General features: G+C 47.3%; 10 protein-coding genes and 1 riboswitch. Of the genes, 6 read left to right on the forward strand and 4 right to left on the reverse strand.

Features of this window, described 5'->3' with window-relative positions:
- The first annotated feature begins 54 nt into the window (after positions 1-54).
- The 5 genes from Q1Q15_RS12065 (at position 55) to cobT (ending at position 5,666) form a co-directional block, all read left to right on the forward strand.
- On the forward strand, positions 55-993 hold the full coding sequence (locus Q1Q15_RS12065) for a MaoC/PaaZ C-terminal domain-containing protein (protein WP_300460098.1): 939 nt from the start codon (positions 55-57) through the stop codon (positions 991-993).
- Between the two features lie 11 nt (positions 994-1,004).
- Entirely contained in the window at positions 1,005-1,889 is an 885-nt protein-coding gene (locus Q1Q15_RS12070; protein ID WP_300460100.1) for a DMT family transporter, read from the forward strand.
- 60 nt (positions 1,890-1,949) lie between these two features.
- A riboswitch (cobalamin riboswitch) is annotated at positions 1,950-2,153 on the forward strand.
- A gap of 60 nt (positions 2,154-2,213) precedes the next feature.
- Positions 2,214-3,317 (forward strand): anthranilate phosphoribosyltransferase, encoded by a 1,104-nt coding sequence (gene trpD, locus Q1Q15_RS12075; RefSeq protein WP_300460102.1) that lies wholly within the window; start codon positions 2,214-2,216, stop codon positions 3,315-3,317.
- A gap of 28 nt (positions 3,318-3,345) precedes the next feature.
- Entirely contained in the window at positions 3,346-3,552 is a 207-nt protein-coding gene (locus tag Q1Q15_RS12080; RefSeq protein ID WP_300460104.1) for a hypothetical protein, read from the forward strand.
- Complete coding sequence (gene cobT / locus Q1Q15_RS12085) at positions 3,549-5,666, forward strand: nicotinate-nucleotide--dimethylbenzimidazole phosphoribosyltransferase (protein WP_300460106.1); 2,118 nt, start codon at positions 3,549-3,551, stop codon at positions 5,664-5,666. Before Q1Q15_RS12080 ends, cobT begins: the two co-directional genes overlap by 4 nt.
- Positions 5,667-5,968: 302 nt before the next feature.
- Here the strand turns inward: cobT and Q1Q15_RS12090 are convergent, their stop codons facing one another.
- Positions 5,969-7,216: an MFS transporter gene (locus tag Q1Q15_RS12090; protein WP_300460109.1), complete on the reverse strand. Its 1,248-nt coding sequence runs from the start codon at positions 7,214-7,216 to the stop codon at positions 5,969-5,971.
- 349 nt (positions 7,217-7,565) lie between these two features.
- Here Q1Q15_RS12090 and Q1Q15_RS12095 point away from each other — a divergent pair, with 349 nt between their 5' ends.
- On the forward strand, positions 7,566-8,195 hold the full coding sequence (locus Q1Q15_RS12095; protein WP_300460110.1) for a LysE family translocator: 630 nt from the start codon (positions 7,566-7,568) through the stop codon (positions 8,193-8,195).
- Between the two features lie 42 nt (positions 8,196-8,237).
- On the opposite strand, the gene Q1Q15_RS12100 is transcribed toward Q1Q15_RS12095, so the two are convergent.
- From Q1Q15_RS12100 to Q1Q15_RS12110, 3 genes are read right to left on the reverse strand one after another with little or no spacing between them, the layout of a single operon-like run.
- Complete coding sequence (locus tag Q1Q15_RS12100; protein WP_300460112.1) at positions 8,238-10,919, reverse strand: hypothetical protein; 2,682 nt, start codon at positions 10,917-10,919, stop codon at positions 8,238-8,240.
- Between the two features lie 45 nt (positions 10,920-10,964).
- Complete coding sequence (locus Q1Q15_RS12105) at positions 10,965-12,083, reverse strand: hypothetical protein (protein ID WP_300460115.1); 1,119 nt, start codon at positions 12,081-12,083, stop codon at positions 10,965-10,967.
- Complete coding sequence (locus tag Q1Q15_RS12110) at positions 12,084-13,934, reverse strand: ATP-binding protein (RefSeq protein WP_300460118.1); 1,851 nt, start codon at positions 13,932-13,934, stop codon at positions 12,084-12,086.
- Positions 13,935-14,200: the final 266 nt, after the last annotated feature.

The following is a 14,200-nucleotide window of genomic DNA, read 5'->3' on the forward strand; positions in this document are numbered from 1 at the left end:
CTTCATTCGCCCCTGATTGACTTCAATGCCAATCAAGGATAAAGTAACCGCACTATGGAAAATCATCAACATACCCTGCAAATCCCTTTGACCGGGCCTGAAACCATCCTGGAAATAAAAACCCGCCCTTCCATGGGATGGATTTTCCTCAAGGCGGTGTTGATTTCCCCTTTTCGTCGCAATACGATTGAAGACCATGCCATCATCAAAAGAAACCGGATTGTTTTAAACCAGTATATACCGGATAAAGCAGAAATTATAAAGTATCGACGCGTGTGCGGCTTTTCCCATGACCGGCCTGACATTATCCCCATATCCTATCTGCAGACACTCTTCATCGGCCTTCTGGGCAAATTTATCACGGCGTCTTTTTTTCCCATCAATCCCTTGGGACTGATCCAGATCTTTCAGTCTTTTGAACGCCTAAGACCCGTTAAAACCCATGAAGTTCTTGATCTGGCCTGCACACTGGACGGTATTAAAAAAACAAACAGCGGCATTGAAACCCATTTTACCCTTGAGGTCATGTCAAAAAGCCAAATCGTCTGGCAGGGGGTCTCAATTTTTTTTACCCGAAGCCCTGTAAAAAAGAAAAAACCGTCAAAGAAAAAAGACGAACCGTTTTCAGGGAAAAAAGAGACCATCGTTGTGCCGTCCGGAACCGGCAGACGCTATGCCGCCGTATCAGGGGATTATAATCCCCATCATCTGTATACGGTACTGGCAAAACTGTTTGGATTCAAACGGGCCATTGCCCACGGCATGTGGAGTCTTGCAAGGGTCGTTGCCAGCCTTGACAGAGCGTTTGGCATTCCCGATGCGGCCGCCATTGAAGCCGCCTTTAAGCTGCCGATTTTCATGCCTGCCACCACCCTGCTGGGGTATGACCGTCAGGAGGACACCCAAAGCGGTCTGCCCATTGTCAATTTTGAACTCCGGGACAAACAAAAAGGACTGCCCCATATAAAGGGAAGGCTCCTGTATAAAAATTAAGGGTACGCACTATGCTGGGTTCTGTGTTGTCCCTGTGCTCGGCTTTTTTCTGGGCCAGTGCAGTGATATTGTTTAAAAAAAGCGGTGACGTTTTTTCTCCTGTCTCGCTCAATATTTACAAGAGTTTTGTGGCATTGATCCTGGTATCCCTGACCATGTTGATGTTAAATATCCCTTTTTTCCCGGACAAACCCTTAAATGACTGGCTGTTGCTATCTGTCTCAGGCTTTCTGGGAATCACATTGGCCGATCTGTTCTTTTTCATGGCCTTAAACCGTCTGGGGGCAAGCATTCTGGGCATTGTGGAATGCTTCTATCTTCCCTGTGTCATCTTTTTTTCTTTTATCCTGCTGGACGAAACCTTGAGTATCGGTGCCATTGTCGGGAGTTTCCTGATACTGACAGCTGTTTTTGTGGGCTCAATGACAAAAAAGACCCTCAATGACACCCCGGACAATAAAAGTTCACTGTCCGCTATCCTTATTGGCTGTCTTTCAATGGGTTTTGTGGCCATTGGCATTGTCATGATCAAGGAACTGCTGGAGCAAACCGATGTTTTCTGGGCAACCCTTGTCCGGGTGATGGCCGGCACTGTTTCCCTTTTTGTCATTGTCCTGTGCCACCCCAAACGGCGACAGTATCTCCAGGAACTTAAATTCTCAAAGGCCTGGTTCACTGCCTTTCCCGCGTCCGTGTCGGGAAATTATCTGGCATTGCTGTGCTGGGTCGGGGGCATGAAATATACCACCGCCTCCCGGGCCGCTATCTTAAACCAGATGTCCACCATCTTTATTTTTATCCTGGCAGCCGTTTTTCTCAAAGAAAAAATCACCGTGAACAAAAGCATTGCCATTCTCCTGGCGCTGATCGGGGCCTGTCTGACCATTTTCAGCTGATGGCATCCATCGCGTTACCCTTGAATTATTGATTGACAAAGACAGTCCCGGAAAGTATAAGTTCTCTCAAGGTATAAAGGTGCCGGGGATGTATGATGATTCAACTCCCGGGTTAAAAGGAAAGACGGTTAAAGTCCGTCACATGCCAGCCGTTGCCGTGATCGGGGACGAAAACTGCAGGATGTCACTCTTTTTACAAGGGGAAGACGCAGTGATTAGGATGATCCGTAAGTCGGAAAGCCTGCCTTCATACAAAATTTCAGGATGCTTTGCTGGAACAAGATCCTTTTGAATAGACTGTATTATTATTCAGGAGGTATGGGTATGTCCCAGACAAAAAATCGTGACTTCGGAACCATTATCACTCGTCTTATCCAAAAAGAAAATCTTAGCCGAAATGAAGCCAGACAGGCCTTTGTCTCTGTGTTGAACAATAGTGTCACCGACATGCAGCAGGGCGCATTCCTGGCAGCGCTCACCGCCAAGGGAGAAACAAAAGAAGAAGTGGCCGGCTCCTGGGAAGCCATTTATGATCTCGATACCACCAAGGTGGACCTGAACCTGGAAATCAGACCCGTAGACAACAGCGGCACAGGCATGGACACCTTTAAAACCTTTAATATCAGTACGGCCGCGTCCATCATTGCGGCGGCCGGCGGTATCCCCATGGCCCGCCATGGTGCCCGGGCCATCACCTCCATCTGCGGAACCGTGGACATGGCAGAAGCCCTGGGCGTTGATGTGGAATGCACAGCGGAAAGGGTGGCCAAAAGCATTGAATCCGTTGGTATTGGGCTGTTCAACGGCATGAGTCCCCATATTCATCCCATGGCCCTGGGCCGCATCCTGTCCCAGATTTATTTCGGATCAACCCTTAATATTGCGGCATCCCTTGCCAACCCGGCCCTGCCTTCCATCGGGGTAAGAGGGGTCTATTCAAAAGAAATGATCCGCCCCGTTGCAGATGTCATGCAGGAAATCGGCTATACCAGTGCCATTGTCCTTCACGGGTCCATTGACGACTCTGACAAGGGCATGGATGAAGCATCGGTCTGCGGAATCACCCATTGCGCACAGATCTTGGAAAATGAGGAAATCCATCCGTTTACCATTGACCCGAAAAAACTGGGGATTGCCGTAAAAAACCCTGGAGATCTGGCCCCTGAAAACGATATCAAAACCGAATCAAAACGGTTTGCCGCCCTTCTCAACAACCGTGAAAACAGTGCAAGAAAAGATGCGGCACTGCTCAATGCCGGACTGATTTTTCTGGCCGCAGGAAAAGCAAAGAGCCTTGAAGACGGAATAGAACAGGCCGCCAGGCTGCTGGAAACCGGCACAGCCTTTGAAACCCTTGAAAAATGGGTAAACGCCCAGAATACAGACCCTGAAAAAGGGCTGGAAAAACTTCACCGCCTGGTTCAATAACCCGGTGCAATAGAACAGGTATCATAAAATGGAACTTTTGATTATCAAATCCGGCCGGGACTATCTCCGGTTCAAAGATGACGGCCCCCTGTTTGTGGGGCTTGAAAAAGCCAGCGTGTTCCCCCTGGACCAGTTGGAAAAGGTACAAACCCAGGCATCCAGCCTTAAAAAAAACGGGTTCCCCGATGTCTGTATCAAAAAACTCGTTCTGACGGAAGAGGAATTATCCACATGAAAATGATATTAACCGGTCTTGGAAAGCTTGAAATCGCCCCCACCCATGACACACCGGAACCCATGGAAAAAGGATATACAAAAACCCGCGTCCTTTGCTGCGCTATCTGCCGGACCGATGCCAAAATGTGGGAACAGGGCCACCGGGATCTTGTCCTCCCAAGGGTGCTGGGCCATGAAATGGTGGTCAGGAACCAGACAGGCCAGCGATGCATTGTCTGGCCCGGAAAAAGCTGTGGTGTCTGCCGGTTTTGCAACACCGGCCGGGAAAATCTCTGTGAGCACATGAAAATCACCGGGTTTCATACTGACGGCGGATTTTCAGACCAGGCCGTCCTGCCCGATGACAGCCTGATTCCCCTCCCCGACGATCTTCTTTCCCATGTGGCCTGCTTTGCAGAACCAGTGGGGTGTGTCATCAATGCCTTTGAAAAATTTTCCGTCAAACCCAATGACCGGATACTCATTTACGGGTCCGGCACCATGGGGTTGGTCACAGCCCTTTATGCCCGGAGCCTTGGGCTTGTCCCCCAGGTCATTGAAAAGAATGAAACTAAGATAACCCATATTGCGCCCTTCCTTGGGGCAACCCATATTGCCTGCTCCAAAGACACCCATGCGAGTGAATTTGAACTGGTCATCAATACCTGTGCGGATTATATTGCCTTTTGCCAGTGCCTTACCAAGGTTGGCAAAGGCGGCCAGGTTTCTTTTTTCAGCGGAATTTCAAAGAACGAACACATTGAAACCAACCTGCTCAACCTTATACACTACAAAGAAGCCGTGGTGTCCGGCGTCTACGGCATGACACGGGATCACATGGAAAAAGCGATTCCCTTCATGCAAGCCCATGAACGGGAGCTGACGCTGTTAATCGAGGAGATTGTGACCCCGGCAAAAGCACCGGCGCTCATGGCAAATGTGCTGGGGGGAAATCACCTGAAATATATTCTTGATTTTGATCTTGCCGCTGACACAACACTGCTGACGAAAGAACGTCAACCGCCCCCCCCCCCTGGGATCAGCCGTCAAGATCTTTTACCCCAAGGTCTTTGCAAACAAGTGATTGAGGCGGTCGCCCCTCTGTCAGACCACCTGCTGGCCGGGGCCACTGCTAAAATCGATGAAAAAACAAAACCCCTGGGTGCCCTGGGCCGCATCGAAGATCTGGCTGTCCGCATGAGCCTGATCCAGAACACCCTCCATCCGGAAATCCGGCAGAAAAACCTGTTTGTGTTTGCCGGTGATCACGGGATTACCGAGGAAGGCGTATCTGCATATCCGTCAGAGGTGACCGCCCAGATGGTGGATAACTTTTTAAATGGGGGGGCGGCCATCAATGTCCTGTGCCGCCACCATGACATTGACATGAAAATTGTGGACATGGGGGTGAAGCAAAAATTTCTCCCCCATCCGGAACTGATCATCAAAAAGGTGGCCTATGGCACCCGGAATTTTGCCATTGAGGATGCCATGACACATCAGCAGATGATCCTGGCCCTGGAAAACGGAATGACCACCTTTTTGGACACATATGCCAGCAAGCCTGTTGACATACTAGGCGTCGGAGAAATGGGCATCGGCAATACCACCTCTGCCGCTGCCATTATTTCCGCCATTACCGGTATCACACCGGCCCAGGCCACGGGAAGGGGGACCGGCGTGGATGACAAAGGGCTGGCACACAAAACCGAGGTGATTGAACGGGTCCTGGCATTTCATACCCTTGATCCGTCCAACGGGTTTGAGATCCTTCAAAAAATCGGGGGATTTGAAATCGCCGGTATTGCCGGTGCTGTTCTGGCAGCTGCGTCAACGAAGACAGCCATTGTTCTTGACGGGGTCATTTCAACAGCAGCCGGACTGGTGGCCTATACGATCAACCCGGATATTCAGGGCTATCTCATCTCCGGACACAAATCCGTGGAACGCGCCCAGGATGCTGCGCTGACCCACATGAACCTTGTGCCCCTGGTGGATTTGAACCTGCGGCTGGGGGAAGGCACCGGTGCCGCCATGGCCATTGACATGGCAGTTGCGGCCTGCAAGGTCATGACCCAGATGGCATCCTTTGACGAGGCCAAAATCGCGAGATCTTCCATAAAACCTGTTTAACCCGGTCATGACTCTCCTGACCCTGGACCTGCCATTTTTTTAATTTTAGTTTGACGTTTAAATTTTAAGGCGATAATAGGAAACAGATGGATGGATCAGTATCATTACAGCAGGATAGAACACCATCTAAATTCAAAAGGATGTCGCTTTATGAAAATAAATCCGGATTTTATTTCTCCTTGTGGGCTGTATTGCGGCAATAAAGTGTTCCGTGGCGTTGTAAAATGTAATCAGTGTAACAGCAAATTGGACCTGGACTAAATTTTTTTTAAAAAGGGTTAAGCGTCTTATGGACTGCCCCCTTAAGACCCGGAAGGCGGTTTCAGAAAATATGTAAGCACAACCGCACTGCCGGTTAAAATTCCGCACAGCCAGAATGCCATGCTGAACGTTCCGGTGACATCGGCCAGAAAACCAGCCACAACCGGTCCGGTGATCTGGCCAGCCCCAAAAAACAATGTAATAAAACCAAACGCTTTGACAGCCCGAACAGGTCCGGCGTAATCCCCGACAGCGGCTGACATGATGGTCGGAATACTCCACACCGCCAGGCCAAAGATACCAATGGAGGCATATAAAAACAGATTCGGAAGGTCTGCCGCCACCAGGACATAAGAAATGGTGAATAACGTGTAAACCAGCATCATGCCCATTTTTCGCCCCACCCGATCAGACAGCCATCCGAACAAGGGACCGGAAAAAATTGAAAGTCCACCGACAACAGCCCAAAAACTGCCTGCCGTGTTCTCACCAAACCCCCGCTCATTGACCATGGCGGTGACAATAAATGTGGCATAAACCACATATGTGGCTCCGAAAAGGGCATAAATACAGCCCAGATGCACCATGGTCCATTTATTGGCAGTGGATTTTCTTTTGGGATTTGCTCCGGAAGGTATTGGTACGGTCTCGGTGTCACCCAAAGGGGTGAGTCCTTTTTCTCCGGGCTCATTGCGCAGGAAAAAGGCAGCGACTGCGGCGATGGCAAGTGAGATTGCCCCAATGGTCATCCAGCTGGTCCGCCATCCCTGGGCCCCGACGGAAGCATTCACCCAGGGAATGAACAGCCCTGAAAACACTATGGCAATGCCATTTCCAGACAACATCGCTCCGGCTGCCCGGCCCCGGTTACTTTTAAGGAACCAGTGAGAGACCAGTCCCATCATCGGTACATTGGCCAGGCCTGATCCAATGCCCGTTGCCACGTAAAGGGCTATGACACCCATGAATCCAGCGGCCTGGCTGATAAGAACCATGGAACCCCCAACCAGAATAAGGCCCAGGGTAATCGTCCACCGGGCACCGATGGCTCTGGCAACCATACCGGCCAGGACCACCGAGATCATATACCCCACGAAATTACCCGTGCCCAGGAACCCCATCTGGGAATAATTTAAGTTCAGGGAAATACCCATGGAGGGCAGAAGCATGCCTAAAGAAAAGCGGCCCAGGCCTAAACACGAAAAAAGAACGGCCATGCCGGTAAAAACGATAACCCAGCCATAGTGCCATTGTTTTTTTCTTTCCATTGCCTGATCATTTGACACCATTCCCCCCTCCTCATTCATGTTCATTTGAATGATCCAAAACAAGCATCAATTCCAGTTCTTCAATGATACGGTTGTGCGCCTGTAACCCCTGTCATTAAATATTTTTATAGACTGCAAATTCCCCATCCTGGGTCCAGGTTACCTTAGCAGTAGCCACTAAAAAAAGTCAACTGGGGGATTAAGAGAGATTGAAAAAAAATCAATTTACAAGAACTTCAATCAAATGTTAATAAGGGGGTCCGTCATCGAATAAAAATCAGACAGACCGGTCATCTCTTTCGAGCGCGTCTATTTGATGGAATATTTAAAGCACAACCACATGGAAAGATGCATGTTAATTTGGGAGACAATGATGAACATAGAACTCTGGATACCGTTTATCCTGGCATCAACCCTGATACTGATTATACCGGGACCAACCATCATTCTGGTCATCAGCCAGGCGGTGTCCCATGGGCGCTGGTCCGTCCTGCCCCTTGTAACGGGGGTGGTGATGGGAGATTTCACGGCAATGACACTTTCTTTTTTAGGCCTTGGAGCGGTATTATCAACTTCTGCCGTCATTTTTGGAATTTTCAAATGGTTTGGGGCACTTTACCTGATGTATCTTGGAATCAAACTATGGACATCAAGCCCGGAAACCAATGCCATTCAGAATACGGTAAAAGAGGCTTCAGCCAAGTCACTATTAAAAAATTCGTTTGTTGTGACGGCGCTTAACCCCAAAAGCATCGCTTTCTTTGTTGCCTTTCTGCCACAATTTCTTGACCCTACCCAGGCTGTTGCTTCTCAATTCGCCTTACTGGGAGGGACTTTCCTGTTTTTAGGGGGCATCAACGCAGCACTATACGCCATATTTGCGGGTCAACTAAACGAACATATGAAGAAAAGAAAAATTCGGGTGTGGTTCAATCGGTGCGGCGGAAGTGCATTAGTTGGCGCAGGGATTGTTACTGCTGGGATAAAACAAACCCTATAAAAAATCCTACCGTCCAAGCGTGATCTGATAATGGCTATCCTCTTAATCCATGAGCATCAAGCTTTCCTGGTCAAGACCGACCCCATATTTCAACAGCAGGCGATAGAGTTTCAGGGCATCGGCATCCTGAGTCTGTTCAATAATTTTCCGGTCTGTTGAAGACGTTAATTTGTCTGCCTTGCCATATCTTTTCAGCAGGTCCGGCAGGTTTTCCGGCACGTAAATCTTGATGTGTGGAAGCGTTTCTTTAAGCAGCAGATAATTTTTAAGACCCACCAGGTCATAATCCGGAAAGATGACCAGGGGTGTATTCTTTTGCTTGTTCAACCAGGCAAGGGTCCGCCGGGATACCCAGCCGCTATAATACAGGATACTTCCCTGGAAATGAATTGTTTCAAAATATCGGACAGCATACACCAGCAAATCCATATTTTCCACCAGGGCAATGGGATCCTGGGTCACCCAGTTGTCCCCGGGCTTTACAAGAATAGCGGCAATGCCACAATCCTGGACAATCTGATGGATATTGATGGATCTGCCATTGTTCTGCCACATCACCTCTTTTGTGGCAGATAACAGGATCAAAAGGGTATCGTCCCGGCCTTTATGGGCATCCTTATGGCGTGCCACGGCCCTGGCTTTTGAGGTGAGGCTTTCCGTGGACCCGTGGTATCCGGTGGCTGCCAGCAAGGTCTTAACGGCTTCAGGGTGTTTAAGGGTATAGATGCCGCCTCGGCCGGATCTTTCCCAGTGAACAAATCCGGCTTTGGCACATTGATCGATGAGGGTCTGCTGGTTAACCGGATCTATTTGTCCCGCCTCATCAATATAGGCCGGGATGTTGAGGATCTGGTTGTGTTTGACATGTAATATCCGGCTTAACAGCATGACATTGACAACCACTTTCACCGTAAGGTCTGTTCCCGTAGACTGGATGCTTGTATTTCCAAAACTTTTAATTTCTTTGCCGTTTTCAAGCTGGACCGCTATCCCGAGATTAAAAAGATTGGGCAAAGAGATTTTAACCCCTTTTTTATCTATCAATTCATTAAATCTTTCCACCACCCGGAAAATATCTTTATCGCCGCCAAAAATAGAATCTTCATTTATCAGGGTTTTGATGATGCTTAAAATATGATTGTTTTCATCAACGATAAATTCAATCTTCCGGATATTCGAGATCTGATGTTTGTTCATTTCCCGGTTGAACCGCTTGATTTCATACTCAAATGAATAAAATTGATCCCTGAGATTTTTCAGCATTGCCCCCAGTTGGCGGGTGGCAGCCGTTTCATTTCGTCGAAGCACCCTTTCATAATTTTCAATGGTTTCTTCACTGGTACTGTCTTCAAATTCTTTTATCCTGGCGGGGATATCCTTTCCCGAGGAAAATCGATTGCCCCCCCGGAGTTCTATATTTGAAAAGCACTGATATATGCGGCTTTTAATGTCTGATAGGTCTTGACTTTTAAGGACATAGTCACGGATTAACCTGTCTATTTTAATGTCATCTGTGTCCTGGCAATCAGCCCCGGCAAAGGCGGTATTCCCTTCAAGGTCTTTGACAATCGTAACCCGTTGCCGATCCGCTTCCATCTGTTGAAGGGCGGCCTGCTGTTGTTCTATTTCAAATTTGTCTCCAATAATCCTTTTGTTCAGCGCATCTATCTGGGCGTCATTGCTTTTCTTTTTTTCCATAACACGGTTTAGCGCATCCGCGGTGTCGGAGAATTGCCTTTCAAATTCCGGTTTTCGGTCTTTGTCCGTTAAAAAGGATTTATAGCCTTCAAGGTCATTGGTCTGTTCCCTGATGGTTTGATCCAGGGCACTCTTTTCTCGTTCTTTTTGCTGGTAGTTCCGGGCAACATTTAACGTTTGAAGCAATTCTGTTTCATCTTTTTTAGCGTGATCTAAATTCGTCTTTATCTGGTCATGGTTGAAATAATCCGCTATATCAACCGGCGCAATGCGGTTCAGGTCAACCCGTATGTTCCCATCCGTGTAAACCCCGTTCTCACATCGCAGCAAAAGGAGGTTTAATTGCTGAATAAGGCCGGCTTCATCCTGGATATGAAGATCAGGGGTGTCCACGGAAAAAGAGATGAAAATATCTTTGTTGATCATCTTCATAAGGGTTTGGATATCTGCTGCGCTAAAATGCTTTTTGAGAACAAACAGCAGGTTTGATGTGATGTTTTTCAGTTGTGATTCAAATCCTGCGATCTCTCGTTGAACAGATTTGATTTTTTGTTCTATTCTCTCAACAGTATCCACTGTTGATTTACCAAGCTCCAGAACCATCCTGTCTCTTTTGGCCTCCAATAAGACAATTTGTTGACCACAGGCTTCAACAGAAGGGAAAAGTTTATAATGCGACGCCTTTTGCTCCAGTTCCTTCAACTTTTTTTTCACATCTTCCAGCCGGCTGAAGCATTTACCGTATGCGTGCTGTTGACGGTCATTGTCGATTTTAACCTGATTAATCCGGTTTTCAATGTTGCCATACTCGGACTTTATTTTTTCAAGTGCCTGCTTTTTTTGTTCCCGGTCTTTTTCGTACCGGGCCTCAATATGTTTAAATGCCGAGGATAAAAAAGGAAATCCCTCGTCCCAGGCAGCCTTTAATGTCACGAGCAACTGCACGTCTTTTGTGATGTCTCTGGCCGTCTCGATTTTCTTTCTTTCCGTTTCCAGGGATTGATTAAAATTTCTGTATTCACTCATAAAATCATAGGAAACGGACTCCCAGCTCGGCAGCAGAGAATTGATTCAAAACATTTTAACATCTTCCATATTAAAATCATTCATATGGAGCAGGTTCTTAAAAACATTTATAAACAAGCGATAATTCTTATCCGTCATGCTTTTGAGTCTGAAAACACCAATGGAAAAGCGTTCAGTCCCATTGATGGTGATCTCCTTTCCAATTAATGCATCCTGCATCTGTTTGGGCTTGAGCCGCTTCAGCCAGACATCCGTTAATCCCAGGTGCCGTTCAAGCTGGTCCAGGGTTCTGACGGTTTTCCTGGGACCACCGGTTTCATCATCCATGAGAAAATCCAGGAGGATCAATTCTTTTTTAATGGCGAACAATTGGTATTCATAACCGGAAAGTCGGGAATTCAACCGGGCAATCTCGTACAAGGGCTGTAATATTTCCCGGGACATCTTGAACCGTTCAATGATATTCACCCGCATATCAATGATCATCTGTTTGGCAATATGAATATTCTCCGGCTCCGTGATTAACGCCCCTGACTTTTCCAGGATGTCCACCGCCCGTTCAAGCCGGGTAACCACTTTGTCCGTATTTGGGTCAAAAGATCCCCACGGGTCGATCATTTCTCCCATGGGGGTCATGTAGTGATCCCAGGCATCCAGGATGTCAGCATATCGCTGTTTAATTGGGATAACCGTGTCCCGTTTCTTGGAGTCTGCCACAATGTTTTGAATGGCTTTATAATTATGAAGGGTTTGACGGTTAATGGTCTGGGTTTGACGATTAATCTTTTTGATCACCCTGAACACTGAATCGGAATCTCTGTTCTCCACGGCAGACAATAAGCTGAAACTCAACTTATCAAATTGATCCATATGGATCATAATGCTTTCTGACAGGCCTAACTGCTGTTCGTTTAACAAGTGCTCAACGATTTGTTCGATCAGGTCCCCTAAGGTATAAAGGGTTTGATGGACAAACAGCTGTGACAGGATATTATAAGACAAAAAGGTCTCAATAAGGGCTGAAGCATCTGTTTCCGGATGATACAAACGAAGGGTCTGCACCAGCGTTGATTGGTCAATGGGACCCTCCTTGCTTATTTCAAACAATTCAGTGATCAGGTTCCATTTTTTTACGACAAAGGTTAAATATCCTCTGGGTTGCATTCAACGTCCCTTTTTATCCAAAGCACTCGACTGGTATGGATAACGGTTAAGGCACATGTGCAGGGCCATGGCAAAGTCCTCAATGGCATAGGGTTTTTTTATAAAATTGCTTGATCCCAATTCCAAGGCAGCCTTAACCCGATCTGTTTCTGAATAGCCACTGACAATGATGGCATAAAGATCCGGATGGATGTCCCGGATCGCCTTGAGCGTCTCATATCCGTCAATTCCCGGATCCATAATCATGTCCACAATCATCAGGTCCGGCTTTTCCGCCTGGCAGAACTCAATGGCTTTCTCGCCGCTATCCATGCATATGGGGGTGTATCCAAGATTTCTTAATACGGTTTCACCGATCGTTCGCTGCACTTTGACATCATCGACTAAAAGGATGAGTTGACCTCTCCCCTTGAGGGTATCCAGTTCCGAGGACTCCGGCTTGGCAGGAAGGGCTTCCTTTGTGGCGGGAAAGTACAATATAAAATGTGTTCCCTTGTTTTCCGACGTTTCTATATCAATATAGCCATGATGGTCTTTTACAGATCCCAGTACAATGGACATGCCCAACCCTGTGCCGCTTCTTCCCATTTTTTTCCGGGTAAAAAATGGTTCAAATATTTTATCAAGATCATCCGCTGCAATCCCGGAACCTGTATCTGCCACCCTCAGGGTCACATACTCGCCTTTGGGGATGGTTTCATACCCCGTCACATCGTTTTCCAACACCCTGTTCTGAGCCGTGATATGAATTTTACCCCCCTGGGCCATGGCTTCTGCGGCATTGGCAATCAAATTCATGATAACATTGTAAAGATGGACCACGGATCCGGCAATATGGGCCATATTTTCGTCAAGATGGATGTCCACAGAAATATCCGGGTGCAACTCAAGCAGGGCTTCATACTCGGGGCTTTGTAAACAGGCCTGTACAATTGCCGTTACATCCAGAATTTCTTTTTCATTCACGCCCCTTCTTGACAGCGTCAATAGATCCCGCACAATGGTAACTGCTTTGTCACCGGAAGATTTAATGGCGTTCATGGGACCATACAAGGCATTTTCCTTTGACATATTCAACAGGAGGAGCTCAGGGTAAGTGGTGACCCCTGTCAAAATATTATTCAAATCATGGGCCACCCCCGCAGCCAGAAGCCCCATCGCCTCCAGTTTTTCGGCACGAATCAGCTTTGCTTCCATTTCCTGCCTGTCTTTCAATGCCTTTTTGAGTCGGTTGTTTGATTCCTGTAGCGATACTGTTTTCTCCTGGATAATATCAATGGTCCGCTGCAATCCATTCTGAAGGATACCCGGGCAGGCCACCATGATCCCACCAATGAGCAGATACAAGAATGCAGCCATGGCCCAGGATTCAATTCGTGTAGAATTTGCCATTAACGCCATATCCACGGGGAGGATACCGGTACTCATGCCTGAACCAATCATCAAGATGGAAGCGACACTCATCAGGACCGAGGCGATTCCCATCCGTATGCCCAGAAAAGTGGTGGTCAACACACTGAAGGTAATCAGCAGCGGAATACCAGCTCCGCTTAACCCAATGCCGGCCAAAACCACAACCGACAGAATATACACATCCAGTAAAACAATGATGACGCGATAGTGATACGCTATTTTTCTTTGGCAGACAAAACAGGTCAAAAGCGGAAGATATGCGATGATATATATGAAAACGATTTTCCATTTTCCTTGTAAAAAAGCTTCCACTCCTCCCATTATAACTGCCAGGAGACCGAGAATACAAAAAAGGGCAATAACACTTTCAAAAAGAAATTCTCTTATCGACCCAATACCGTCACCCGGGGAGATTTCGGCCATCTTTTTTAATTTCAAGCGGTTTTTCCTTTAAATGTTTCATCCCAGCATAAAAAAGCCTGGCCCCATGTAAAAATGGCCAACGCCAAAAGTTGAGTGTATAATATTTAATAATAAAAAGTAAATTATTAAGTCATTTAATCCCCAGCAAAGGAAATGGACTGTTTTTCTCTGGAAGCCGCAGGGCAATCGCATGTAACTTTTTATGAATATCCCATACCCGTTCAGACCAGATTACCTTTCCTTCGCTGGATGGGCTATGTTGACAGGCTCTATGCCGGGCT

Source organism: Desulfobacula sp. (assembly GCF_030145145.1).
Classification (GTDB): domain Bacteria; phylum Desulfobacterota; class Desulfobacteria; order Desulfobacterales; family Desulfobacteraceae; genus Desulfobacula.

Bases quoted from the DNA above. Each gene is read 5' to 3' on its own strand.
- trpD (WP_300460102.1), top strand. From the start codon at position 2,214: ATGTCCCAGACAAAAAATCGTGACTTCGGAACCATTATCACTCGTCTT.
- Q1Q15_RS12070 (WP_300460100.1), top strand. From the start codon at position 1,005: ATGCTGGGTTCTGTGTTGTCCCTGTGCTCGGCTTTTTTCTGGGCCAGT.
- Q1Q15_RS12105 (WP_300460115.1), bottom strand. From the start codon at position 12,083: ATGCAACCCAGAGGATATTTAACCTTTGTCGTAAAAAAATGGAACCTG.
- Q1Q15_RS12065 (WP_300460098.1), top strand. From the start codon at position 55: ATGGAAAATCATCAACATACCCTGCAAATCCCTTTGACCGGGCCTGAA.
- Q1Q15_RS12100 (WP_300460112.1), bottom strand. From the start codon at position 10,919: ATGAGTGAATACAGAAATTTTAATCAATCCCTGGAAACGGAAAGAAAG.
- Q1Q15_RS12090 (WP_300460109.1), bottom strand. From the start codon at position 7,216: ATGGTGTCAAATGATCAGGCAATGGAAAGAAAAAAACAATGGCACTAT.
- cobT (WP_300460106.1), top strand. From the start codon at position 3,549: ATGAAAATGATATTAACCGGTCTTGGAAAGCTTGAAATCGCCCCCACC.
- Q1Q15_RS12080 (WP_300460104.1), top strand. From the start codon at position 3,346: ATGGAACTTTTGATTATCAAATCCGGCCGGGACTATCTCCGGTTCAAA.
- Q1Q15_RS12095 (WP_300460110.1), top strand. From the start codon at position 7,566: ATGATGAACATAGAACTCTGGATACCGTTTATCCTGGCATCAACCCTG.